Origin of the sequence: Pseudomonas fluorescens, assembly GCF_902497745.1 — a bacterium.
Taxonomy (GTDB): Bacteria; Pseudomonadota; Gammaproteobacteria; order Pseudomonadales; family Pseudomonadaceae; genus Aquipseudomonas; species Aquipseudomonas fluorescens_BM.
In genome coordinates this window covers 219,717-241,435 of record NZ_CABVHJ010000001.1, presented here as the reverse complement: position 1 = coordinate 241,435, position 21,719 = coordinate 219,717, and the positions used below count along the sequence as shown (strand labels likewise).

Below are 21,719 nucleotides of genomic sequence, written 5' to 3'. Positions count from 1 at the left end.
ATTATTTCGAGTTAGCATTCCAGCGGGCAAGCACCGCTGGCAGGTCGCTCAGGCTACGAATCTCGGCATCCGGCAGGCGATCCGCTTCCCAGACTTTGCCCGCCGGGTTAAACCAGATAGCCCGCAACCCGGCCTGCTGCGCCCCGGCAATGTCGTCACCCGGATGATCGCCGATATGTACGGCGGTTTCGGCTGTAGCGCCACCGCGCTGCAAGGCTTCATGAAACAACCGGGCATCCGGTTTGGCGATGCCGATATCTTCCGCGCACAAGGCAAACTTGAAGTAGTCCGCCAGCCCTAACCGGCGTACATCGGCATTGCCATTGGTGACCACGCCGAGCGCATAGTGATTGGCGAGAATCTCCAGCACCGGCTCGACTTCAGGGAACACCTCGATCTGATGCCGCGCATGCAGAAACACTTCAAAGCCCTTTTCGGCCAGATCGGATGCTTCGCCATGGGCGTACCCGGCGTCTTCCATCGCATGAAACAACACCCGCCGCCGAAGCGCACTGATGCGATGTTTCAGCCCCGGCTCACTGGCCAGCACCCGCTCACGAATCGCCCATAAATGCTCCACCGGCACTGCGCCCAGGTTCGGCGCATGTTCGCTCAGCCATTCGCGCAATACCGCCTCGGCGCTGACAATCACCGGGGCGGTGTCCCACAAGGTGTCGTCGAGGTCGAAGGTGATCAACTGGATGCTCATGAATCATCGCCTTTCATGCGTTTGGCCCGGGGGTGGGCGCTGTCGTAGACCGCCGCCAGATGCTGGAAGTCCAGGTGGGTGTAGATCTGCGTGGTCTTGATGTCCGAGTGGCCGAGCAGTTCCTGCACAGCGCGCAGGTCCTGCGAGGATTCCAACAAGTGGCTGGCGAAGGAGTGGCGCAACATGTGCGGGTGCAGGTTCTGCCCCAATTCGCGTTCGCCGGCCAGTTTTACCCGCACCTGAATCGCTCGCGGGCCGAGGCGCCGGCCTTGCTGGCTGACGAACACGGCATCGTCCGCCGGGTTGGTCATGGCCCGCAACGGCAGCCATTGTTCGATCGCTTCACGGGCCTTTTTGCCCACCGGCAACAGACGGGTTTTGCTGCCCTTGCCAAGCACCTGAACCATGCCATCGGCCAGATCTAGCTGATCAAGATTAAGCCCGGTCAGCTCTGACAAGCGCAGGCCGGAGGAGTAGAACAACTCAAGAATCGCCTGATCCCGACGTGCGAGAAAATCGTCCTCGACCGCACCTTCAAGCAGTTGCAGCGCACGATCGGTGTCGAGAGTTTTCGGCAGGCGACGTTCGCCTTTCGGCGGCGCCAATCCGGTCGCCGGATCGTGGTCGCATAGACCTTCGCGATTCAGATAGTGATAAAGCCCGCGTACTGCCGATAGCAGCCGCGCGAGGCTGCGCGAGGATTGCCCCTGCGCATGCAACCGGGCAATCAGACTGCGCAGGCGCTGAATATCCAGCGCGGCCCAGCTGCCGATGTTCTGTTTCACGCACCAGCCGAGAACTTTGTCGAGGTCGCGGCGGTAGGCCGACAGCGTGTGCGGCGACACCTGTCGCTCACTGCGCAGGTGTTCGCAGTAAGCGTCCAGTTGTCGTTCCATATTCAGCGTACCGAGCGCAGGGAGCTGTTGACCCGTGGCAGCACGCGGCCCATGACTTCGGCGATGTAACTGAGGAACAGCGTACCGACCGAACTCTTGTAGTGCTGCGGATCACGGCTGGCGATCGCCAGTATGCCGTGGATGCCTTGATGGCTGACCGCGACCACAGCAGTGGAGCCGATCTGCTTGCGCTGTTCTTCGCCGAAGAGGAAGTCCAGTTCATGCTCGCGCAGGCTGCCGCTGACGCTTTTGCCTTCGGTGAGCAAGCCGCCGATGGCGACTTGGGCGTCCGCGTGGGTAACCCAGCGACCGACCGGCGCTGGGTTGTCACCGAGCAGGATCAGGCTGACAAAAGGCACCTGAAAGTCTTGACGCAGACTGTCTTCGACGCTGATCACCACGTCTTCAAGACTGGAGGCGTCCATCAGGGCGAGGATCAGGCGACGAGTCTTGTCGAACAGGCGATCGTTGTCGCGGGCGACGTCCATCAACTGCGAGAGGCGGTGGCGCATCTCGATGTTGCGGTCGCGCAGAATGGTCATCTGCCGCTCGACCAGCGAAACGGTATCGCCACGCTGGTGAGGAATACGCATCGCGGGCAGCAGTTCTTCGTGCTCGACGAAGAAGTCCGGATGCGCCTCGAGGTATGCGGCAACCGCTGCCGCCTCCAGGCTCTCGGACGCTGATTCGTCGGACTGTCGGGCGGGTACCTGAGGCTTATCGGTCATGGTTTCTGCTCACTCAAAGACGTACTTGTCCTTCGTATACACGCACTGCCGGACCGGTCATCAGTACCGGTTGGCCAGGGCCTGCCCATTCAATGGACAGACGCCCGCCGGGCAGGTCGATCAATAGCGGCGAATCCATCCACCCCTGGCTGATCGCAGCGACAGCCGCTGCACACGCGCCGGTGCCGCAGGCCTGGGTTTCCCCGGCGCCACGTTCCCAGACGCGCAACTGCGCACGGTTACGGTCGATGACCTGGAGAAAACCGACGTTAACTCGCGCGGGGAAGCGTGGGTGATGTTCGATTTTCGGCCCCAGTTCATGCACAGGTGCGCTGTTGATGTCCTGCACGCGCAATACCGCGTGGGGGTTGCCCATCGACACGGCGGCCAGCTCGACCGTGGTGCCGTCGACTTCCAGCTGATAGCTGATGGCCTGCGCCGGCGCTTCGAACGGAATGTCCGCCGGCACCAGACGCGGAGCGCCCATGTTCACACCGATCTGGCCGTCGTTACGCACGTCCAGTTCGATGATTCCGCCCTTGGTCTCGACGCGGATCTGCCGTTTGGCGGTCAGACGCTTGTCGAGCACGAAGCGGGCGAAGCAGCGCGCGCCGTTGCCGCATTGCTCGACTTCCGAACCATCGGAATTGAAGATCCGGTAACGAAAATCCACGTCCGGATTGCTCGGCGCTTCGACGATCAGCAACTGGTCGAAACCGATGCCGGTATGGCGGTCGCCCCATTGCTTGGCGTGCTTTGGCTGAATATGCGCGTGCTGGCTGACCAGGTCGAGAACCATGAAGTCATTGCCCAAGCCGTGCATTTTGGTAAAACGCAGCAGCATGGGTTACTCCGGCAGCAGGCTTTCGCCGGCAAACAGCTCAGCCACGGTTTCGCGGCGGCGCACTTCAAAAACCTGGTCACCGTCTACCAACACTTCGGCCGCACGGCCACGCGTGTTGTAGTTGGAACTCATCACAAAACCATAGGCACCGGCCGAATGCACGGCCAGCAGATCGCCTTCGGCCAGGGCCAATTCGCGGTCCTTGGCGAGGAAGTCACCGGTTTCGCAGATCGGGCCGACGATGTCGTATTTGCGCGCAGCGGTGTCACGCGGTTTGACCGCCGTAACGTCCATCCACGCCTGATACAGCGCCGGACGGATCAGGTCGTTCATCGCCGCGTCGACGATGGCGAAATCCTTGTGCTCGGTGTGCTTGAGGTACTCGACCTGAGTCAGCAGCACGCCGGCGTTGGCAACGATGAAACGGCCTGGCTCGAACACCAGCGCCAGATCACGACCGTTCAGACGCTCGCGCACGGCTTTGATGTAGTCGGCAGCCAATGGCGGCTCTTCATCGCGATAACGCACACCCAGACCACCACCGAGATCGATGTGGCGCAGGTGAATGCCGCAATCGCCGAGACGATCGACCAGATCCAGCAGGCGGTCGAGGGCATCAAGGAACGGTGGCAGCGTGGTCAGTTGCGAACCGATGTGGCAGTCAACGCCCACTACTTCCAGGTTCGGCAGATGTGCGGCACGCACGTACACGTCTTCGGCGTCGGCGATGGCGATGCCGAACTTGTTCTCTTTGAGACCGGTGGAAATGTACGGGTGGGTGCCGGCATCGACGTCCGGGTTCACCCGCAGCGACACCGGGGCGCGAACGCCGAGCTCGGCGGCAACCACTTGCAGGCGCTCGAGCTCGTCGGTGGATTCGACGTTGAAGCAATGCACGCCGACTTCGAGGGCGCGACGCATGTCGTCACGGGTCTTGCCGACACCGGAGAAGACGATCTTGTCAGCGCTGCCGCCAGCGGCGAGCACGCGTTCCAGCTCGCCACGGGAAACGATGTCGAAACCCGCACCGAGGCGTGCCAGGACATTCAGCACGCCGAGGTTGGAGTTGGCTTTGACCGCAAAGCAGACCAGGTGCGGCATGCCGGCCAGCGCATCGGCATAAGCCAGATACTGGGCTTCGATGTGTGCGCGCGAGTAAACGTAGGTGGGCGTGCCGAAGCGGTCGGCGATGGCGGACAGCGCCACACCTTCCGCGAACAGCTCCCCGCCACGGTAGTTAAAAGCGTCCATGGCGATCCCTTATTGGTAAACGTCGTGCTTGTGTGCTTTGGACGGCTGCTTCTGCGAAGACTGGGCTTGCTCGGCCGGGTCCTGATCGTCATCCGGCAGGTACAGCGGGCCTTTTTGACCACAGGCGGAAACGAGGCAGGCAACCGCGACGAGCGCAGCAAGGGAAGAGATCAGGCGCTTCATGGCGAAATCCTTGAAAATGCGTTAATTGCGCCGGAGTATACCGGCCACCCGGCGGCTTGCCTATGCGAGGGGGGGGCCGTCCGGCGGGGCTCTCTGGATGCACCTGGAACCTTGTGGGAGCGAGCCTGCTCGCGATGGCGGTGTGTCAGGCAACAATAATGTTGAATGTGCCGGCCATTCGCGAGCAGGCTCGCTCCCACAGGGTTGGGTGTTCGATGCCCTGACCGGTGCTTGGTCGTTAATCTTTGCAATCGGCCGGCAGCGTCCGTATCTTTCGGCGCTTGAGCCTGATCAGAACATTTTTTGAGGTTGCCGCAATGAGTTTGTCCGAAGCCCGTTTTCACGATCTGGTCGATGAAACCCAGGAAAAACTGGAAGACATCTTTGACGAAAGTGATCTGGATATCGACATGGAGAACTCGGCCGGTGTGCTCACCGTCAAGTTCGCAAACGGCTCGCAGCTGATCTTCAGCCGTCAGGAGCCGCTGCGTCAGCTGTGGCTGGCGGCGGTGTCCGGTGGTTTCCACTTCGACTACGACGAAGAAAGCGAGCGCTGGATGTGCGACAAGAGCGAAGAGCAATTGGGCGAAATGCTTGAGCGCATCGTCAAGCAGCAGGCCGGCGCCGAATTCGATTTCGAAGGTCTGTGATTCCGTGACTGACACCGCGCCTGCTCGTCCGCCCAAGCCGCTTTACAGCAACATCAGCCCGGCCGTGCCTTCGCCGTGCAGTGGCGTGTGCCGGCTGGATGAGCAGAAGGTTTGCCTCGGCTGCTTCCGCCATGTCGAGGATATTCGCGAATGGCGCTCGGCGGACGATCAACGCCGCCGGGTCATCTGCGCCCAAGCCGCAGACCGCCGCAATTCCTCAATGTAGGGGCTGGCCGGGTGGGTGACTTGTATATTTTTTGAGCTGTGATAGTGTCCGAGCACGCCTCAACCCATCGAGGCCTGGTGAAAACCCCGTCTTTTTTGGCGGGGTTTTGCTTTTTTTGTGTGCAGAAGAAAGGAGTCTGCCCGGATCATGACCGCACCTTCCATCACCCTTACCCGTCTGGACGTGCAACGTCTGGAGCGCCTGATCGACAACCTGAATGAGAAAGACCAGGCTGCGCCGGGCGTGATTGCGCTGCAAACCGAGCTGGACCGCGCCGACACCGTGGTCGGCCACGATGAAGTGCCCGCCGATGTCGTGACGATGAATTCCCGTGTGCATTGCCGCGAAGAAGGCAGTGGCAAGGACTATCACCTGACGCTGGTCTATCCCAAGGATGCCAACGCCGATGAAGGCAAGATTTCCATCCTGGCTCCGGTCGGCAGCGCACTGCTGGGCCTGAAAGTCGGTCAACATATCGACTGGCCGGCGCCGGGTGGCAAGACCCTGAAGCTGACCTTGCTCGAAGTCGAATCGCAACCGGCCAACGGTGGCGCGTTTCCCGAGTAACCCGCCTCAGACCTGTTCGAGCGCCTCGTTCAGGGCGCGCTCCAGGTCGGCCTTGTAGCGCAGATACAAATTGCTTGAACTCTGCCCGTCACCGAGCAGGCCTGAAAGGTCGAGGTCGGTGATGTAGCAGCGATAGCGTTCGCTCTCGCGGCGCTGCTCGATGATCTCGCGGGCGACCACGCTGAACAGCTGGTCGCCATGTTCCAGCTCGCTGAATTCCCGTTGATTGCAATACAGGGTGACCTGCACTTCGCCCGGTGCGGCTTTGCCGACGATCGCCTGCACGTCGTAGAACGGCTTGTTCACAGGTGTCTGCGGTGCCGGCCGCGCTTCGACCCGGCGCGCGCGTCCCGGGCCGGAAGGCAATAATTGGTAATACAAAGTTTCGAGGCGAGCATCCGGGCCGGCGTCCATCGGCAGCACGGCTTCGCGGCGGAACAGGATCGATTGCAGGAAACGCTGCAACGGCACCAACAGGCTCTGCTCATCGTGGTAAGGCAAATGTTGTTGCCACAGCGCATTGAACTCATCCAGCACGTACAACTCTGCCTTCTGCTCGGTGATCCGGTAGAACACCTGAATACATTCCGGCTGGCCCATCGGCAGGATCAGTGCGAGGTCGTGATCCTCCAGCGCCATCGGGTCCAGATGCAGTGGGCTGTAGCGCGGCTGTTCCTCGCCGAGGTAATCGAGCAGGGCCGGCAGGGTGGCGAGGGCGACGTGGTTGACCTGGCCCGGCACCAATTCCAGTACGTGGTAATGCTGCTGCACCTGAATCAGATAGCGGTGATTCAACTCGCTGAGCAACAGGTTCTGCGCGGTGTCGATGATTTCTTCAACCCGGCGGGCAATAAACTGCGCGCGGTTGTGGCAGAAACAACGCACCTTTAGCTTCGGCTGCAATGGTCCGCGCGGAAGATTATTAAGGTAATCGCGCAGGCAACCGAGCAGGGCATGCGGGCCATCGAAGCGGTTGACCAGTACTTCGTTCCAGCTGTTCAGCGTGACCTGATCCAGCGTCAGTACAAGGTTTTCGCGCACGCCGGCGTAGCTCAGCGAATCGGTGCGCTCGGTGGTCATCAGGATGTTCAGGTCGCGGTGATGTTTGAGCGGATCAATACCGACGTTGACCAGAATCAGCACTTCGCTTGGCACAGCGGCACGTAGCAGCGGCTCCTCGGCGACTGTAGGCAAGGGCAGGGCGATGCACTGTTGCAGGCTGCCGAGCAGGTTGAACAGCTCGAACTCGCTGAGATCGCTGGTGCCGGGATGTAAAGCCAGGCGCGTGCTGCTGTCGATCACGCCGTTGCGGTGGCACCAGGTCAGCAACTCAAGCAACTCACGGCTACGCTTGATCGGCGCGAAGTGTTCCCACTCCAGCGCCGTGAGGCTGCCGTTGTATAGGCCCCACTGGGTTTGTCCCGGTTCCTTTTTATTGCGCGACTGCACCAGCGTCAGGGTGTCTTCGGCCAGATCCGGGGCGATGCCGGGGTTGATGAACTCGACCTTGTCGGCCTTGCGTTCAAAGGCGGCATAGAGTCGGCGGCCGAGCACATTGAGGTCGCGTTTGTTGATCAGGCTGACCGTCTGCTCGGTGCGGGCAAACTGGGTAAGGAAGCGGTAGCTGTAGTTCAGCTCATTGACCAGCGCGCGGCGTTCGGCGCTGACCTGGCGGACTTTCCACTGGCTGCGGCTGTCGAGCAGCGTCAGTTGTCGCTGATCCCAATGCCACTCGCTGGCCAGCCGTTCCAGCAACGAGCGTTGCCAGCTCTGGGTGCGGCTGTTACCGGTGAGCTTGCGATTGACCTTGAGGTACAGCGCGCGGCGCACCAGTTCCAGACGTTCCGGCTCGTTGCGCGCAATGAGGTATTCCTCGATGCGCCGGTACACGACCATGTACGGATCCAGCTCATCGAGATCGAGCTGATTGGCGAACACGGCTTTTTTGAAGCGCAGGCTCAGGCACTGCACCTGTGGGTGTTCGCTGGCGTAAACCTCGGTCAGCAGCAGTTTGAGCACCGATTTGTAAGGGGACTCGATGCCCTTGAACAGCTGCCACAATCCGGCGCCGATGAACTCGCCTGGTGGAATCGTCGCCAGATGGCCGAGATCCAGGGTTTCGTCAGCGCGGATAAAGCGCTTCGACAGCAAGGTATGAGTGTAAAGGTCGTAGGCGGTTTCTTCGTAGACCGGCACCAGCCACCAGATCGGTGTACGTCCGGCCAGCCAGATCGCCGTGCGGTAGAACTCGTCCAGCAGCAAGTAATGCTGGGTGGTGCCGCAGTTTTCCGAGCTGAGCTGGGTGTCGCGTTCGCCTTTGACGAAACGCTTCGGGTCGATCAGGAAAAAATGCGCTTCCGCACCCTGGCTCGCGGCCCAGACTTCCAGTAACTGGCATTTCTTGCTCAGTTCGGCGAGCTCACTTTCGCTCAGATCCGGCGCGTGGCAGACCCACACGTCCATATCGCTCTGATCGGCCTGCGCCAGCGTGCCGAGGCTGCCCATCAGGAACAGGCCATGAATCGGTCGCGGCGGATTGCTGCCGTGGCGCGGCTTGTAGGAGAACGAGCGGGTCAGGCGTTGGGCTTCAGCGAGTGTATCGGCGTCCGGTTCGTAATTGGATACCCCGGCCGGCGTACTGCTCGAGACATAACCCGGCAGCAGCGGGTGATTGACGTGGAAAAACAGCGGGAGCAGTGTCAGTACGCCTTGTTGGCGTGTCGACAAGCCCTCCAGCGCGCGACCTAAGCGCCCTTCATTGAGTTTGAGAAAGCGCGCTCGCAGCTGGCTGAGTACCTTGCGGTCGATGCCTTCGTCCAGGTCGGGGCGGATTTCGTTGGTGCGCGTCATGTCAGCTCAAACCGGCTCGCAAGCTCGGACGTAGAGGGTCTCGGAATGGGAGGCAGTTTAGCCTTTGCGCAGCGGGACTTTTAAGCTGAATTTGTTTTTTGACGTCAGATTTCTATCGCGGACGACCGGGCAGGCCCGCGGAAATCCCGTGGCAGGAGTTCCCGTGGGCAAAGTCGGGGAGGATCAGGCGGTTTGTTCTTCTCTCAGAATGGTCAGCACGGTTTGCACATTTTGCGCGGCATCGCGACCGAGGCTGGTCAGATACCCGCCATCGGGCTGGTCGGTCAGTTCTTTTTCAAAGAGGCGTTTAGCGGCAGAAATATGCTTCGGGGCAGCGGTCTGATGAATTTTCAGACCTTCCTGGGAACTGTCCAGGTTGAAGAGTGCGAGGACTTCCAGTTCGGCAACCAACTCAGGGGTAAGCGACATAAGGACTCCAGACTTTCTAGGAATTGGACGACAGCGCCCCTAAGGTGAACCCGCTTTTGCGGCATGTCCAGTGCTCAGATCAGGGATTTTGTCTTGAGGCGGATTCCAGTGTAGTCGGGGCTCAGGCGCAGGGCCGATAGATGGGTGACAAATTGTGTGGGAGCTAGCTTGCTCGCGAAAGCGATGTGTCATTCACCAAATAAGTTGACTGATAAAACGCCTTCGCGAGCAAGTCGAATCGTCGCACCGTCGCTCCCACAGGGGGGAATGTGTTGTTACTGCTTTTCGGGTGGCAATTCCGGCAGTGCACGCAGCGCCGCTTCGTACCATTCGGTATCAAATGCACGGTCTTCATCGAGCATCGCGTCAATCTCGTAAGCCAGCACGTGCGCCATCAGATTGAGGATCTCTTCGCGCTCGACACCCACCAGGGTCAACTTGTTGAAAGTCGCTTTGGCCGCTGGCGGGTTGTCGCTTTCGATCTGGTTTTCGATCGCTTCGATCAACGTCGCTTCGGTGAACTCTTCTTCGTCGTTGTCATTGTCGATGTCTGTCGGCTCGCTCATGGCAGGCTCCTCATGGAAAGGCGCCAGTTTACCCGCATTCAGCGGCGTGATGCTGCTGGCGGGAAACGCCTGAGCGATCTATAAACAGGCACTGCCCACCCCGCACGGCCTGGAGGCTATGTGATGCTCAAGCTTTACGGATTCTCAGTCAGCAACTACTACAACATGGTCAAACTGGCGCTGCTGGAAAAAGGCCTGCTGTTCGAAGAGGTCACGTTCTATCCGGCGCAGACACCGGAATCTCTGGCCATCAGCCCGCGCGGCAAGGTCCCGGTGCTCGGCGTAGACGCCGGTTTCATCAACGAAACCGCGATCATCCTCGAATACCTCGAACAGACCCAGAAAGGCACGCCACTGCTGCCGAGCGATCCGTTCGAGCGCGCGCAGGTGTTGGCGATTGCCAAGGAAATCGAGCTGTACATCGAACTGCCGGGACGCGCCTGCTATGGCGAAGCGTTCTTCGGCATGACCCTGCCGGACGCGATCAAGGAAAAGACCAAGAGTGAATTGCTGCTGGGTTTTGCGGCGCTTGGCCGACACGGCAAATTCGCCCCGTACGTGGCGGGCGACAGTCTGAGCATTGCCGATTTGTACTTCCTCTACAGCGTACCGCTGGCCTGTGCGGTCGGGCAGAAGCTGTTCGGAATTGATTTGCTGGCAGAGTTGCCGCAGGCGAAGGCACTGCTGGAGCGACTTGAGCAGAATCCGCATGTGCAGAAGATCGCGGCGGACAAGGAAGCGGCGATGCCGGCGTTTTTGGCGATGATAGCTGCCAAGAAGTGATTTTTGGTGTTCTGAAGATCGCATTCGCGAGCAAGCTCGCTCCCACAGGGTTATGTGCTGAAACACGATTACGTGTCCGACGCAAAACCTGTGGGAGCGAGCTTGCTCGCGAAGCTTTTGGCTTTTAGCGGCTGGCGATCAGGGCCTGACCGCGCACCACAGCTGCCTTGACCTGCGCCGGCGCAGTCCCGCCGATATGGTCACGGGCATTCACCGAGCCTTCCAGAGTCAACACGGCAAACACATCCTGCTCGATCTGATCGCTGAACTGGCGCAATTCTTCCAGGCTCATCTCGGCCAGATCCTTACCCGTGTCCACGCCGTACTTAACAGCGTGGCCAACGATTTCGTGGCAATCACGGAACGGCAGACCACGACGCACCAGATAATCCGCCAGGTCAGTCGCGGTGGAGAAACCACGCAGCGCCGCTTCACGCATGATCGCGTGCTTCGGTTTGATCGCCGGAATCATGTCGGCAAAGGCACGCAGCGAGTCGCGCAGGGTGTCGGCGGCGTCGAACAGCGGCTCTTTGTCTTCCTGGTTGTCCTTGTTGTAAGCCAGCGGCTGGCCTTTCATCAAGGTCAGCAGGCCCATCAGTGCGCCGAACACACGGCCGGTTTTGCCACGCACCAGCTCTGGCACGTCAGGGTTTTTCTTTTGCGGCATGATCGAGCTGCCGGTGCAGAAACGATCCGGCAGATCGATGAACTGGAACTGCGCGCTGGTCCACAGCACCAGCTCTTCGGAGAAGCGCGACAAGTGCATCATCGCGATGCTCGCGGCCGAGCAGAATTCGATGGCGAAGTCACGATCGGACACGTTATCCAGCGAGTTGCCGCCGACGGCGTCGAAACCCAGCAGTTGCGCGGTGTATTCACGGTCGATCGGGTAGGTGGTGCCAGCCAGCGCGGCGCTGCCCAGCGGCATGCGGTTGGTGCGCTTGCGGCAGTCGACCAGACGCTCGTAGTCGCGGCTGAGCATTTCGAACCAGGCCAGCATGTGGTGCCCGAAGGTCACTGGCTGTGCGGTCTGCAGGTGGGTGAAGCCGGGCATGATGCTCGCGGCTTCGCGCTCGGCTTGTTCCAGCAGGCCTTTTTGCAGACGGGTGATTTCAGCGAGGATCAGGTCGATCTCGTCACGCAGCCACAGGCGGATGTCGGTGGCGACCTGGTCGTTGCGGCTGCGCCCGGTGTGGAGCTTTTTGCCGGTGACGCCAATGCGATCGGTCAGGCGTGCTTCGATGTTCATGTGCACGTCTTCGAGGTCGATGCGCCAGTCGAACTGGCCAGCCTCGATTTCGCCCTGAATGGTCTTCAGGCCATCGATGATGGTGTCGCGCTCGGCATCGGTCAGCACGCCGACCTTGGCCAGCATGGTGGCGTGGGCGATCGAGCCCATGATGTCGTGGCGATACAGGCGCTGGTCGAAAGTGACGGAGGCGGTGAAGCGGGCGACGAAGGCGTCGACGGGTTCACTGAAGCGGCCGCCCCAGGACTGATTGGTCTTGTCAGTGCTCATGAATTCGCTCGTATCGGCTTGAAGAAAAAAGGCGTGAAACGCTGGCGCGGATAATAACAGGGTTGCCCAGACTGTCGCTGACACCGGTCGATACGTTTTTTTCTCATCGACTCAGTCATAGGCGGCGCTGGCCCTGGCGGATTTGCGCAAGGATATTTTTCGATTGAGCAATATCGGCCCGACGAGCGTCTACAGTAGGACATAAGGGTCGGCGCGACTGCGGATCGCGCAAAGGTCTGGCCGCCGACTATAAGAAGAGGGGGGTGGGTGTATTGTCCTTCGGCAATCCCCGTGAGAAACGCAGGAAACAGCGGGCTTCGAGCAGTACGACCCGGACACTGGCAAATATTGCTGGCCGACGTACGGCACTTTTTGGCGCTCGGGCTAGTCTTAGCGTGGATCGCGGTGACGGACGTCACTTCACCTGTCTACGCTATCCTTGTGCGAGACTCACGCAGGAATCCAGCGCAATATGAATGTCCTGATCGTTGATGACGAACCACTTGCTCGCGAGCGCCTCAGCCGAATGGTGAGCGAGCTCGAGGGCTACACAGTTCTGGAGCCCAGCGCCACCAATGGCGAAGAGGCGTTGGCACTGATCGACAGCCACAAGCCGGATATCGTGCTGCTCGATATTCGTATGCCGGGCCTGGATGGCCTGCAGGTTGCTGCCCGTCTGTGCGAACGCGAAACGCCGCCGGCCGTGGTGTTTTGCACCAGCCCCGATGAATTTGCCGTGGAAGCCCTGCAGGCCAGCGCCGCGGGCTATGTGGTGAAACCCGTGCGAACCGAACATCTGCATGACGCCCTGAAAAGGGCTGAACGTCCCAATCGGGCGCAACTCTCGGCCCTGACCCGTCCCGCTGCCGAAAGCGGCACCGGCCCACGCAGCCACATCAGCGCCCGCACCCGCAAAGGCATCGAACTGATCCCGCTGGATCAAGTGGTCTACTTCATCGCCGACCACAAATACGTGACCCTGCGTCACGAAACCGGCGAGGTGCTGCTGGACGAACCGCTCAAAGCCCTTGAAGACGAATTCGGTGAGCGCTTCGTGCGTATCCACCGCAACGCGCTGGTCGCCCGTGACCGCATCGAACGACTGCAGCGCACGCCACTGGGACATTTTCAGCTGTTCCTCAAAGGTCTCAATGGTGATGCGCTGATCGTCAGCCGTCGGCATGTGGCCGGTGTGCGCAAGATGATGCAGGGGCTATAGCCCGGTCATTTCGGGCGGCCGCTCTTTCCTTTACCAGGCACTGTCGGCCAGGGAGGCCGTGCCGTTTCTGATTCAAGTCAAAGTGGATTTGGCTGAGCTGTTATTATCCGCCGTATCTATTCAGTACGGATTGATCCATGTCCTCTCGCGAAATCCGCATCGCCACCCGTAAAAGTGCGCTGGCCCTCTGGCAGGCCGAATACGTCAAAGCACGTCTGGAAGCGGCCCATCCGGGGCTGCTGGTGACACTGGTGCCCATGGTCAGTCGCGGCGACAAGCTGCTCGATTCGCCACTGTCGAAAATCGGCGGCAAGGGTCTGTTCGTCAAAGAATTGGAAACCGCGCTGCTCGAGAACGAAGCCGACATCGCCGTGCACTCGATGAAAGATGTGCCGATGGACTTCCCGGAAGGCCTTGGCCTGTTTTGCATCTGCGAGCGCGAAGACCCGCGTGATGCCTTCGTTTCCAATACTTTTGCAAGCCTGGAGGCGTTGCCGGCCGGCAGCATCGTCGGTACTTCAAGCTTGCGTCGTCAGGCACAGCTGCTGACCCGTCGTCCGGATCTGCAAATCCGCTTCCTGCGCGGCAACGTCAACACCCGCTTGGCCAAGCTCGATGCTGGCGAGTACGACGCGATCATCCTCGCGGCCGCCGGCCTGATCCGCCTCGGGTTCGAAGATCGCATCACTTCGGCGATCAGCGTCGACGACAGTCTGCCGGCCGGTGGCCAAGGTGCAGTCGGCATCGAATGCCGCAGCGCCGACACAGAAATCCACGCCTTGCTCGCACCGCTGCATCACGCCGATACCACTTCGCGTGTGACCGCCGAACGTGCCCTCAACAAACATTTGAATGGCGGCTGCCAAGTGCCGATCGCCTGCTACGCCGTGCTCGAGGGCGAGCAGTTGTGGCTGCGCGGTCTGGTCGGTGAGCCGAGTGGCGGCAAGCTGCTCAGCGCCGAAGCCCGGGCACCGCGCGCCGAGGCCGAAGCGCTGGGTGTGCAAGTTGCCGAAGACCTGCTGCGCCAGGGTGCGGATGACATTCTCAAAGCGGTCTACGGCGAGGCAGGTCACGAGTGACCGGTTGGCGCCTGCTGCTGACGCGCCCCGCGGAAGACTGTGCCGCGCTGGCGCAGACGTTGGCGGCGCAGGGTTTTTTCAGTCATTGTCTGCCGCTTCTGGACATTGTCGCGCTGCCGGTCTCTGAGAAAATCCGTCAGGTGATTACGCGGTTGCCGAGTTGCAACGCGGTCATCGTGGTCAGCAAACCGGCGGCACGCATTGCGCTGGATCTGCTCGATGGCTCGCCTTCGTTGATGATGCCTTGGTTCAGCGTCGGCGCGGCGACTGCGCAGATTCTTCGCGATCACGGCCTCGACGTCAGCTTCCCGGCGGACGGCGATGACAGCGAAGCCTTGCTGCAATTGCCGCGTCTGCGTGAGGCGGTCAGCCAGCCCGGTGCGCAGGTGTTGATCCTGCGCGGTGAAGGCGGGCGCGAGTTGCTCGCCGAGCGCCTGCGCGAGCTTGGTGCTAGTGTCGAGTATCTGGAGTTGTATCGACGCGCCCTGCCGGCCTATGCCCCGGATGAGCTGCCACGACGGATCGAAGCGGAACGCTTGAACGGGCTGGTGGTCAGCAGTGGACAGGGTTTCGAGCACCTGCGCCAGATGGCCGGTGATGCCTGGCCGACAATTGCGCGGTTGCCGTTGTTTGTTCCAAGCCCTAGGGTCGCCGAGCTGGCAGGTGCCGCCGGGGCTCAAACAGTTGTGGATTGCCGCGGCGCAAGTGCCGCGGCTTTGCTGACGGCGTTGCGGGAGCATCCCGAACCCGTTTTCTAATGCAAAGGATGGATACGTGAGCGAAACAGCCTTGCCCAAAGATGATGTCCAGCCTGTGATTGAAACCCAGGTTGAAACTCCACCGCCGGCCACAGAGCCGCGCCGAGGCAATGGACTGGCCATCGTCGCCCTGTTGCTCGGTGCTGCCGGCGTCGCGATCGGTGGCTGGGGTGTCTGGCAGGTGCGTCACCTGCAGACCAATACTCAGCAGCAATCCGGTGAAGTGCAGGCATTGAACGATCAGGCGCAGAGTCTGAAGCTCAATGAACAGCGGCTGACAGAGCGCCTCGCGCAGTTGCCAGGTGCTGACGAACTCGCCGAACGCCAGCGTCTGGTGACGCAACTTCAGGGCGATCAGCAACGCCTCAATCAGCGTCTGGAAACCGTTCTGGGTGCCAGCCGCAAGGACTGGCGTCTGGCCGAGGCCGAGCACCTGCTACGACTGGCCAGCCTGCGCCTTTCGGCGTTGCAGGACATCAGCAGCGCTCAGGCGCTGGTACAGGGCGCTGACGAAATTCTTCGTGAGCAAAACGATCCCGGCTCTTTTGCCGCTCGCGAGCAAGTGGCAAAAACCCTGGTGGCGCTGCGCAGCACGGCGCAACCGGATCGCACCGGATTGTTCCTGCGTCTTGGCGCATTGCGCGATCAGGTCATCGACCTCACCGAGCTGGCGCCGGAGTACAAGGATCGCGGCGAATCGCTGCTGGGCCTGACCGCCGACGGTGACGGCGCCAGTCGCTGGGCGCAGTGGTGGGATCAGGTTTCGCGCTACATCCGCATCGATTTCAACGCTGACAAAAACGTGCGGCCACTGCTGGCCGGGCAGAGCCTGAGTCAGGTGCGTCTGGCCCTGAGCCTGGCGCTGGAGCAGGCGCAGTGGGCCGCTCTCAACGGGCAGGCGCCGGTCTACACCCAGGCCATGGCCGAGGCTCGCGATGTGCTCAAAGGCAATTTCAACCCGGACAATCCGCAAAGCAAAGTGATGCTGGAACAGGTCGGCGAGCTGAGCAAGGAGCCGGTTACGGTCGCGACGCCGGATCTGGCCGGCACGCTGAGTGCGGTGCAAGCCTATCTTGAGCGGCGCAACGTCAATGCCGAAGAATCGGTGAAACCCTTTGCCAGACCTGCCGCCAACACCGCGCAGGAGGCCACGCCATGAAACGCCTCTATGTGATCGTGTTTCTGGTGATCGCGGCGACGGCGGCGCTGGGCTTTGCAGTGGCACAGCATTCTGGCTACGTGCTGATTGCCTACAAGAGCTTCCGTTACGAAGCGAGTCTGTGGGCGACACTGGCGGTGATCGCGGTGTTGTGGCTGCTGATTTGGGGCATCAAGGTGCTGGTTGAGTTGGTGATGACCTCCAGCGGCGTGGTCAATCCATGGTCGCGCCGCAACCGCAGTCGTCGCGTGCAGGTAGCTATCGAGCACGGTCAACTGGATCTGGCCGAAGGTCGCTGGGCCAGCGCGCAGCGTCATCTGTATCGAGCGGCTGAAGCCGAGCGCCAGCCACTCCTGTATTACCTCGGCGCGGCCCGCGCGGCCAATGAGCAAGGAAACTACGAGGAATGCGATCGATTGCTGGAGCGTGCACTGGAGCGTCAGCCGCAGGCGGAACTGGCAATTGCTCTGAGCCATGCGCAGTTGCAGACCGACCGTGGCGATACCGACGGTGCCTTGGTGACCCTGCAAGCGATGCACGAGCGCCATCCACACAATGCGCAGACGTTGCGTCAGTTGCAGCGCTTGTATCAACAGCGCGGTGAATGGTCGGCGGTGATTCGTTTGCTGCCGGAATTGCGCAAAGACAAAGTCCTGCCGCGCGCCGAACTGGCCGAACTCGAGCGCCGCGCCTGGGGTGAAAACCTCTCGCTGGCTGCGCAACGTGAAGAGGATGGCAGCGTTGGTTTGCAGTCGCTCACGCGCGCTTGGGAACAGCTCACCTCGGCGCAACGGCAAGAGCCGCCGCTGGTATTGGCGTACGCCGAACAGTTGCGTCAGTTGGGCGCTCAGGTCGAAGCGGAAGAAGTCCTGCGCACCGCGCTCAAGCGCAAATACGACAGCCATCTGGCCCGTCTCTACGGTCTGGTGCGCGGTAGCGATCCGGCCCGCCAGTTGCAAACTGCCGAAGGCTGGCTGAAGGATCATCCGAACGATCCAAGCTTGCTGCTGACCCTTGGCCGCCTGTGCCTGCAAACCAGCCTGTGGGGCAAGGCGCGGGATTATCTGGAGAGCAGCCTGCGTGTGCAGCGCAATCCTGAAGCCTGTGCGGAACTGGCGCGTCTGCTCGCGCAGTTGGGCGATACCGAACGCAGCAATCAGTTGTTCCAGGAAGGCCTCGGTCTGCTGGACGAGCGCCTGCTGGCCGCGCCGTTGCCGGTTCCGGCTCACGCCTGAAGTGGCGGGGGAGTTCGCTCCCTCGCTTACCTTTTGTGGTTGAAATTTCAACTTCAGTGGGGGCCCGAAGCAAATTCCTACAGCTGGCTACACCGATTCCTCTCGAACCTGTCGGGTTTTCCCTACACCTCTGATGAACTGTCGGCAGGGCCTTGCCTTGAAAGGCTGACACGCTTTCCTCTACCGTAACCGTCTGTCTCTACTGTTACGGAAAAGCCATGTCGTTGGCCTGCTCACGCTCCTTGTTCTTCATGGCTTTCACTGCGGGGGCCTTTGCTCTGGGAGCTTCCTATTATCTTGAATATGCTGTTGGTCTGACGCCGTGCAGCCTGTGCCTGGTGCAGCGCCTGTTCCTCACGCTGCTGTGTGTGTCCAGTGGCCTGGCGGCGGTGCATGGCCCCAAGCGTGTCGGTTTGTGGCTCTACTGGCTGTTGGCGCTGGGCGCGAGTCTGGGAGGTACCACGGCCGCCTGGCGGCAGGTATTGATCCAGAGTGATCCGCTGCTGCAACTGCTCAATTGCACACCTGCCCCGGAGATGTTGTTCAGTGGTCTGCCCTGGATCTGTGCGTTGCAGAGGATGTTTAGCGGTGGTGCCGATTGTGCGGAAATTTCCTGGACGTTGTTCGATCTGAGCATCCCGGAATGGAGCCTGCTGTTCTTTGTCGCGGTATCTATTCTGGCGGTTTATCAATTGTTGCGGCTGGTCTGGAGTGCTCTGCAACGACCGCTCAGCGGCGAAGCGTCGCACCCGGTGCTGCTGCGGGATTAAACACTTGTATGAACTTTATCTCCTGCGTACCTTGAAGCCATAGGCGTGCGGGCATAATCTGGCCCGCACGTGTCATTGGATTTATGTTGCTCGATGACGCTCTGCCCGGCCGACCCCCTGGTCAAAATCAAAAGAGGGGCGCGGGTGTAGAGCAGCATGACCCACAAGGGAAGAGAGATCGCCATGCTCGAAAGTTGTCAGAATGCTCAGGAACGCTGGGGTGGAGTTCATCTGCTGATCGACCGCTGGTTGCAGGAGCGTGAAGATCTGATCGGTGCTTACGACAAGCTCGGCGCGGAGCCTGATTCGCTGTCCGAGAGCCGCAAGCCTTTGCAGGAATTCTGCGGCGTGCTGGTCGATTACGTGTCGGCCGGGCACTTCGAAATCTACGAACAGCTGACTGGCGAAGCCAAGGCGTTCAACGACAAACGCGGTCTTGAACTCGCCGAGACGATCTATCCGCGCATCGACGTCATCACCGAGAAGCTGCTCGCGTTCAATGACCTTTGCGATGAAGGCAAATGCGTGGCCGAGAAATTCAAGGAGCTCGGTGGTTTGCTGCACGAGCGCTTCGAACTCGAAGACTGCCTGATTGAAGTGCTGCATACAGCCCACAAGGCGGAAGATCCGGTTCAGGCCTGATCCCGAACCCTGAACAAAAAAACGGTGCGCCCGAAAGCGCACCGTTTTTTATTGCCTGCTCAACTCGTCGCGCCGCGCAATTCCACTTCAAATACCAGGGGTGTGAACGGTACGATAAGGTCGCCGGCACCGTCGGCGCCATAGGCCTGATCGGATGGAATCACCAGTCGCCATTTCGCACCCACTGGCATGTTCTGTAGCGCGGTGCGCCAACCGGCAATCACGCTGTCGAGATTGAACCATTGCGGCTGAGTGTTCTGGTCGAACACTGTGCCGTCGGGTAGTCGCCCGACATACAGCACCTGCACTTTTCCATCGGGACCGGCCTTGGTCCCCGTGCCAGGTGTCAGCTCGGTGAGCAGGATGCCATCGGCCAGTTCCTTCACGCCCGGTCTGGCTTTTTCAGCGGTGAGAAAACGTTGCTCGTTTTCCATCGCCGCATCGCTGGATGGCTGTGCAGAGTGTTCGGCATTTTGCGCTTCATGATCGGCCAGAATCTGTTCGATACGTGCTTCGCTCAGCGCCAGCGGCTTGCCTTGATAGGCTTGCTGCAAGCCATCGACCAGCGCCTGAATCTGCAGTTGCGGGACTTCCTGACGCAGCCGTTCACCGAGGCTGGCGCCGAGGCTGTAGGCCAGATCGTGAGCATCGTTCGCGGTGGTTTTTTCGTCAGCGTGAGCGGCCGAAACAAGCATGTAGAGGGATAAAAAAAAGTAGCGCGACATGGGCACACTCCGTCCTGAGATGCGGTGAATTATGCCAGCGCGAACGTCGGCAACGGTGAACTGCTTTTGCCTTCACGCAGAACATTTTCGATTCGGTGCAACGCAACGCAATCGATACTGTCAAGATGCCCTAGCGGCGGTAACTGCAGAGGTCTAGTATGAGCCGCACTCACGTCAGCCAGGAGGTAAACCATGTCGGCCACCAAGAAGCCTGTAAATACTCCGTTGCACTTACTCCAACAACTCTCGGGCAGCCTGCTCGAGCATCTGGAAAACGCTTGCTCCCAAGCCTTGGCTGATGCTGAAAAACTGCTCGCCAAACTGGAAAAGCAACGCGGCAAGGCGCAAGAAAAACTGCACAAGTCCCGCACCAAATTGCAGGACGCAGCTGCCGCCGGCAAAGCCAAGGCACAGACCAAAGCCAAAGGTGCCGTGAAAGAATTGGAAGACCTGCTCGATGCCTTGAAGGATCGTCAGTCCGACACTCGCAGCTACATTCTGCAACTCAAGCGCGATGCTCAGGAAAGCCTGAAGCTGGCGCAGGGTGTGGGCCGCGTTCAAGAAGCCGTGGGCAAAGTGTTGTCGACCCGCGCAGCCAAACCAGCGGCGGCACCGGCGAAAAAAGCCGCTGCCAAACCTGCTGCAGCCAAGGCTCCAGCAAAAACTGCAGCGGCCAAACCTGCTGCAAAAGCTGTTGCTAAAACGACCGCCAAGCCTGCTGCAAAAGCACTGGTGAAAGCTGCTGCAAAACCAGCTGCCAAAGCGGCCGCAAAACCTGCGGCGAAAAAACCGGCTGCGGCGAGCGCTGCAAAACCAGCGGCTAAAACCACGGCGGCAAAACCTGCTGCGCGTACTGCCGCTGCCAAGCCGGCTACCCGTGCCGCCGCTGCTAAACCAGCCGCCAAACCAGCTGCTGCAAAAGCTGCTCCAGCGAAAACCGCCGCAGCCAAACCGGCCGCTAAACCTGCTGCCAAAGCTGCCGCAAAACCTGCTGCTAAAACTGCTGCTGCAAAACCAGCTGCCAAGACTGCCGCTAAACCAGCTGCCGCCAAACCTGCTGCAAAAGCACCAGCTAAAGCTGCTGCCAAACCAGCCGTGAATGCCGCCGCCAAACCGGCAGCCAAGCCAGCCGCTAAACCGGCCGCTGCTGCCAAACCATCGACTGCTGCTGCCAAGCCTGTTGCTGCAAAACCAGCCGCCAAGCCAGCTGCCAAAGCTGCCGCAAAACCAGCCGTTAAAAAGCCAGCTGCTGCCAAACCAGCTGCCGTTAAACCGGCTACTGCGCCTGCCACTAAGCCTGCCGCACCGGCAGCGTCGGCTGCGCCATCGGCACCTGCTCCAGCCGCTACTACCTCGACCCCTTCGACTGCGCCATCGCCAGCCGCTGCGTCGAGCGTCAGCAACAACCCAACCAGCGCTTCCTAAGTGCCGGTAGCCGCGACGCGCAGAACTTGCAGCGCGTCGCGGTTCGGGTTGGCCGCTATGCCGGCCAATCCTTCAAGCCAGGTCATCGAACCTGCGTCGTTTCGCGTCCACTCCTGTGCCACACCTTCAAGCCGTGACAGCAGCGCTCGCTCAGCTTCCAGCTCGAGTGATTTGAGCTGCTCGCGCATGCCGTTCAATACCGCGTCATCCAGCGCACGCGCTTTCCATTGCATGCGCAGTGTTCGCAGCGGTTGCACCACTTCGATATCCCACGGCTCGGTCAACGCCTGAAGCACGCCAATGCGTTGTTCATCGCAGGTCACCCCGCGTTGTTCCAGCCATAAACCGCACAACAACAGGCACACATTGGCACCCGCCGTTTGCAGTTGCAGACAGGCATCTTCCACACCCGGGCGGGCGTAGGTGGCAAGGGAAAAGCTCCACAGGTCAGAGGACATCGTGCTACTCGCGCCAGTTGTGAGCGAAGCTGGTAGACTCCGCCGCCA

General features: G+C 60.5%; 24 protein-coding genes and 1 pseudogene. 13 read left to right on the top strand and 12 right to left on the bottom strand.

Annotated features, from left to right (window positions below; translation table 11 throughout):
- Position 1 precedes the first annotated feature (1 nt).
- From F8N44_RS01180 to lptM, 6 genes are read right to left on the bottom strand one after another with little or no spacing between them, the layout of a single operon-like run.
- A complete protein-coding gene (locus F8N44_RS01180) occupies positions 2-709 on the bottom strand; it encodes an HAD family hydrolase (protein WP_150649005.1) in 708 nt (235 codons plus the stop codon).
- Positions 706-1,605 (bottom strand): tyrosine recombinase XerC, encoded by a 900-nt coding sequence (gene xerC / locus F8N44_RS01175; protein ID WP_034152032.1) that lies wholly within the window; start codon positions 1,603-1,605, stop codon positions 706-708. Before xerC ends, F8N44_RS01180 begins: the two co-directional genes overlap by 4 nt.
- Before the next feature lie 2 nt (positions 1,606-1,607).
- The gene (locus F8N44_RS01170; RefSeq protein WP_150649004.1) at positions 1,608-2,333 is read right to left on the bottom strand and encodes a DUF484 family protein; all 726 of its coding nucleotides are present in this window, start codon (positions 2,331-2,333) and stop codon (positions 1,608-1,610) included.
- A gap of 13 nt (positions 2,334-2,346) precedes the next feature.
- Positions 2,347-3,177 carry a diaminopimelate epimerase gene (dapF, locus tag F8N44_RS01165; protein WP_008084573.1) on the bottom strand — a complete coding sequence of 277 codons (831 nt, stop codon included), beginning with the start codon at positions 3,175-3,177 and terminating at the stop codon, positions 2,347-2,349.
- Between the two features lie 3 nt (positions 3,178-3,180).
- On the bottom strand, positions 3,181-4,428 hold the full coding sequence (lysA, locus tag F8N44_RS01160; RefSeq protein ID WP_064389521.1) for a diaminopimelate decarboxylase: 1,248 nt from the start codon (positions 4,426-4,428) through the stop codon (positions 3,181-3,183).
- 9 nt (positions 4,429-4,437) lie between these two features.
- On the bottom strand, positions 4,438-4,611 hold the full coding sequence (gene lptM / locus F8N44_RS01155; RefSeq protein WP_007911098.1) for an LPS translocon maturation chaperone LptM: 174 nt from the start codon (positions 4,609-4,611) through the stop codon (positions 4,438-4,440).
- A gap of 317 nt (positions 4,612-4,928) precedes the next feature.
- On the opposite strand from lptM, the gene cyaY reads away from it, so the two are divergent.
- The 3 genes from cyaY (at position 4,929) to rnk (ending at position 6,054) form a co-directional block, all read left to right on the top strand.
- Positions 4,929-5,261, top strand: a complete 333-nt coding sequence (gene cyaY / locus F8N44_RS01150; RefSeq protein ID WP_150649003.1) for an iron donor protein CyaY — start codon at positions 4,929-4,931, stop codon at positions 5,259-5,261.
- Positions 5,262-5,265: 4 nt separating this feature from the next.
- On the top strand, positions 5,266-5,487 hold the full coding sequence (locus F8N44_RS01145; RefSeq protein ID WP_150649002.1) for a DUF1289 domain-containing protein: 222 nt from the start codon (positions 5,266-5,268) through the stop codon (positions 5,485-5,487).
- 147 nt (positions 5,488-5,634) lie between these two features.
- Positions 5,635-6,054 carry a nucleoside diphosphate kinase regulator gene (gene rnk, locus F8N44_RS01140; RefSeq protein ID WP_053124969.1) on the top strand — a complete coding sequence of 140 codons (420 nt, stop codon included), beginning with the start codon at positions 5,635-5,637 and terminating at the stop codon, positions 6,052-6,054.
- A gap of 6 nt (positions 6,055-6,060) precedes the next feature.
- On the opposite strand, the gene F8N44_RS01135 is transcribed toward rnk, so the two are convergent.
- The 3 genes from F8N44_RS01135 to F8N44_RS01125 form a co-directional block, all read right to left on the bottom strand.
- Positions 6,061-8,904: a class I adenylate cyclase gene (locus F8N44_RS01135; protein WP_150649001.1), complete on the bottom strand. Its 2,844-nt coding sequence runs from the start codon at positions 8,902-8,904 to the stop codon at positions 6,061-6,063.
- A gap of 183 nt (positions 8,905-9,087) precedes the next feature.
- The gene (locus F8N44_RS01130) at positions 9,088-9,333 is read right to left on the bottom strand and encodes a TIGR02647 family protein (RefSeq protein WP_150649000.1); all 246 of its coding nucleotides are present in this window, start codon (positions 9,331-9,333) and stop codon (positions 9,088-9,090) included.
- A gap of 275 nt (positions 9,334-9,608) precedes the next feature.
- On the bottom strand, positions 9,609-9,899 hold the full coding sequence (locus F8N44_RS01125; RefSeq protein WP_150648999.1) for a hypothetical protein: 291 nt from the start codon (positions 9,897-9,899) through the stop codon (positions 9,609-9,611).
- Positions 9,900-10,022: 123 nt separating this feature from the next.
- On the opposite strand from F8N44_RS01125, the gene F8N44_RS01120 reads away from it, so the two are divergent.
- Positions 10,023-10,682, top strand: coding sequence for a glutathione S-transferase (locus F8N44_RS01120; RefSeq protein ID WP_150648998.1), 660 nt, complete (start codon positions 10,023-10,025; stop codon positions 10,680-10,682).
- A gap of 124 nt (positions 10,683-10,806) precedes the next feature.
- On the opposite strand, the gene argH is transcribed toward F8N44_RS01120, so the two are convergent.
- Positions 10,807-12,201, bottom strand: a complete 1,395-nt coding sequence (gene argH / locus F8N44_RS01115; protein WP_095187961.1) for an argininosuccinate lyase — start codon at positions 12,199-12,201, stop codon at positions 10,807-10,809.
- A gap of 242 nt (positions 12,202-12,443) precedes the next feature.
- On the opposite strand from argH, the pseudogene F8N44_RS32130 reads away from it, so the two are divergent.
- The 8 genes and pseudogenes from F8N44_RS32130 to rsd all read left to right on the top strand — a co-directional run.
- Positions 12,444-12,677 (top strand): annotated as a pseudogene (locus F8N44_RS32130) (sensor histidine kinase); the annotation flags it as partial.
- A complete protein-coding gene (locus F8N44_RS01110; RefSeq protein WP_150648997.1) occupies positions 12,674-13,420 on the top strand; it encodes a LytR/AlgR family response regulator transcription factor in 747 nt (248 codons plus the stop codon). The pseudogene F8N44_RS32130 and the gene F8N44_RS01110, both read left to right, overlap by 4 nt.
- A 137-nt stretch (positions 13,421-13,557) precedes the next feature.
- Positions 13,558-14,499 carry a hydroxymethylbilane synthase gene (gene hemC, locus F8N44_RS01105; protein WP_150648996.1) on the top strand — a complete coding sequence of 314 codons (942 nt, stop codon included), beginning with the start codon at positions 13,558-13,560 and terminating at the stop codon, positions 14,497-14,499.
- Positions 14,496-15,257 (top strand): uroporphyrinogen-III synthase, encoded by a 762-nt coding sequence (locus F8N44_RS01100; RefSeq protein WP_150648995.1) that lies wholly within the window; start codon positions 14,496-14,498, stop codon positions 15,255-15,257. Before hemC ends, F8N44_RS01100 begins: the two co-directional genes overlap by 4 nt.
- A gap of 16 nt (positions 15,258-15,273) precedes the next feature.
- Positions 15,274-16,416, top strand: coding sequence for a uroporphyrinogen-III C-methyltransferase (locus F8N44_RS01095; RefSeq protein ID WP_150648994.1), 1,143 nt, complete (start codon positions 15,274-15,276; stop codon positions 16,414-16,416).
- Positions 16,413-17,651 carry a heme biosynthesis protein HemY gene (locus F8N44_RS01090; protein ID WP_150648993.1) on the top strand — a complete coding sequence of 413 codons (1,239 nt, stop codon included), beginning with the start codon at positions 16,413-16,415 and terminating at the stop codon, positions 17,649-17,651. The genes F8N44_RS01095 and F8N44_RS01090 overlap by 4 nt, the downstream gene beginning before the upstream one ends.
- A gap of 218 nt (positions 17,652-17,869) precedes the next feature.
- Positions 17,870-18,421 (top strand): disulfide bond formation protein B, encoded by a 552-nt coding sequence (locus tag F8N44_RS01085; protein WP_150648992.1) that lies wholly within the window; start codon positions 17,870-17,872, stop codon positions 18,419-18,421.
- Positions 18,422-18,604: 183 nt separating this feature from the next.
- A complete protein-coding gene (rsd, locus tag F8N44_RS01080; RefSeq protein WP_150648991.1) occupies positions 18,605-19,063 on the top strand; it encodes a sigma D regulator in 459 nt (152 codons plus the stop codon).
- A gap of 59 nt (positions 19,064-19,122) precedes the next feature.
- Here rsd and F8N44_RS01075 read toward each other — a convergent pair whose 3' ends face one another.
- On the bottom strand, positions 19,123-19,788 hold the full coding sequence (locus F8N44_RS01075; RefSeq protein WP_150648990.1) for an FKBP-type peptidyl-prolyl cis-trans isomerase: 666 nt from the start codon (positions 19,786-19,788) through the stop codon (positions 19,123-19,125).
- 192 nt (positions 19,789-19,980) lie between these two features.
- On the opposite strand from F8N44_RS01075, the gene F8N44_RS01070 reads away from it, so the two are divergent.
- Positions 19,981-21,213 (top strand): AlgP family protein, encoded by a 1,233-nt coding sequence (locus F8N44_RS01070; RefSeq protein ID WP_150648989.1) that lies wholly within the window; start codon positions 19,981-19,983, stop codon positions 21,211-21,213.
- Here the strand turns inward: F8N44_RS01070 and F8N44_RS01065 are convergent.
- Entirely contained in the window at positions 21,210-21,671 is a 462-nt protein-coding gene (locus F8N44_RS01065; RefSeq protein ID WP_150648988.1) for a TIGR02444 family protein, read from the bottom strand. The two genes, F8N44_RS01070 and F8N44_RS01065, sit on opposite strands and share 4 nt — an antisense overlap.
- Positions 21,672-21,719 lie beyond the last annotated feature (48 nt).

Excerpts from the sequence above, each read along its gene's own strand:
- F8N44_RS01065 (WP_150648988.1), bottom strand. The coding sequence starts at position 21,671 with ATGTCCTCTGACCTGTGGAGCTTTTCCCTTGCCACCTACGCCCGCCCG.
- lysA (WP_064389521.1), bottom strand. The coding sequence starts at position 4,428 with ATGGACGCTTTTAACTACCGTGGCGGGGAGCTGTTCGCGGAAGGTGTG.
- F8N44_RS01125 (WP_150648999.1), bottom strand. The coding sequence starts at position 9,899 with ATGAGCGAGCCGACAGACATCGACAATGACAACGACGAAGAAGAGTTC.
- cyaY (WP_150649003.1), top strand. The coding sequence starts at position 4,929 with ATGAGTTTGTCCGAAGCCCGTTTTCACGATCTGGTCGATGAAACCCAG.
- lptM (WP_007911098.1), bottom strand. The coding sequence starts at position 4,611 with ATGAAGCGCCTGATCTCTTCCCTTGCTGCGCTCGTCGCGGTTGCCTGC.
- rsd (WP_150648991.1), top strand. The coding sequence starts at position 18,605 with ATGCTCGAAAGTTGTCAGAATGCTCAGGAACGCTGGGGTGGAGTTCAT.
- F8N44_RS01130 (WP_150649000.1), bottom strand. The coding sequence starts at position 9,333 with ATGTCGCTTACCCCTGAGTTGGTTGCCGAACTGGAAGTCCTCGCACTC.
- hemC (WP_150648996.1), top strand. The coding sequence starts at position 13,558 with ATGTCCTCTCGCGAAATCCGCATCGCCACCCGTAAAAGTGCGCTGGCC.
- F8N44_RS01085 (WP_150648992.1), top strand. The coding sequence starts at position 17,870 with ATGTCGTTGGCCTGCTCACGCTCCTTGTTCTTCATGGCTTTCACTGCG.
- F8N44_RS01110 (WP_150648997.1), top strand. The coding sequence starts at position 12,674 with ATGAATGTCCTGATCGTTGATGACGAACCACTTGCTCGCGAGCGCCTC.
- F8N44_RS01135 (WP_150649001.1), bottom strand. The coding sequence starts at position 8,904 with ATGACGCGCACCAACGAAATCCGCCCCGACCTGGACGAAGGCATCGAC.
- F8N44_RS01090 (WP_150648993.1), top strand. The coding sequence starts at position 16,413 with ATGAAACGCCTCTATGTGATCGTGTTTCTGGTGATCGCGGCGACGGCG.
- F8N44_RS01120 (WP_150648998.1), top strand. The coding sequence starts at position 10,023 with ATGCTCAAGCTTTACGGATTCTCAGTCAGCAACTACTACAACATGGTC.
- F8N44_RS01170 (WP_150649004.1), bottom strand. The coding sequence starts at position 2,333 with ATGACCGATAAGCCTCAGGTACCCGCCCGACAGTCCGACGAATCAGCG.
- xerC (WP_034152032.1), bottom strand. The coding sequence starts at position 1,605 with ATGGAACGACAACTGGACGCTTACTGCGAACACCTGCGCAGTGAGCGA.
- dapF (WP_008084573.1), bottom strand. The coding sequence starts at position 3,177 with ATGCTGCTGCGTTTTACCAAAATGCACGGCTTGGGCAATGACTTCATG.
- F8N44_RS01180 (WP_150649005.1), bottom strand. The coding sequence starts at position 709 with ATGAGCATCCAGTTGATCACCTTCGACCTCGACGACACCTTGTGGGAC.
- F8N44_RS01075 (WP_150648990.1), bottom strand. The coding sequence starts at position 19,788 with ATGTCGCGCTACTTTTTTTTATCCCTCTACATGCTTGTTTCGGCCGCT.
- rnk (WP_053124969.1), top strand. The coding sequence starts at position 5,635 with ATGACCGCACCTTCCATCACCCTTACCCGTCTGGACGTGCAACGTCTG.
- F8N44_RS01070 (WP_150648989.1), top strand. The coding sequence starts at position 19,981 with ATGTCGGCCACCAAGAAGCCTGTAAATACTCCGTTGCACTTACTCCAA.
- argH (WP_095187961.1), bottom strand. The coding sequence starts at position 12,201 with ATGAGCACTGACAAGACCAATCAGTCCTGGGGCGGCCGCTTCAGTGAA.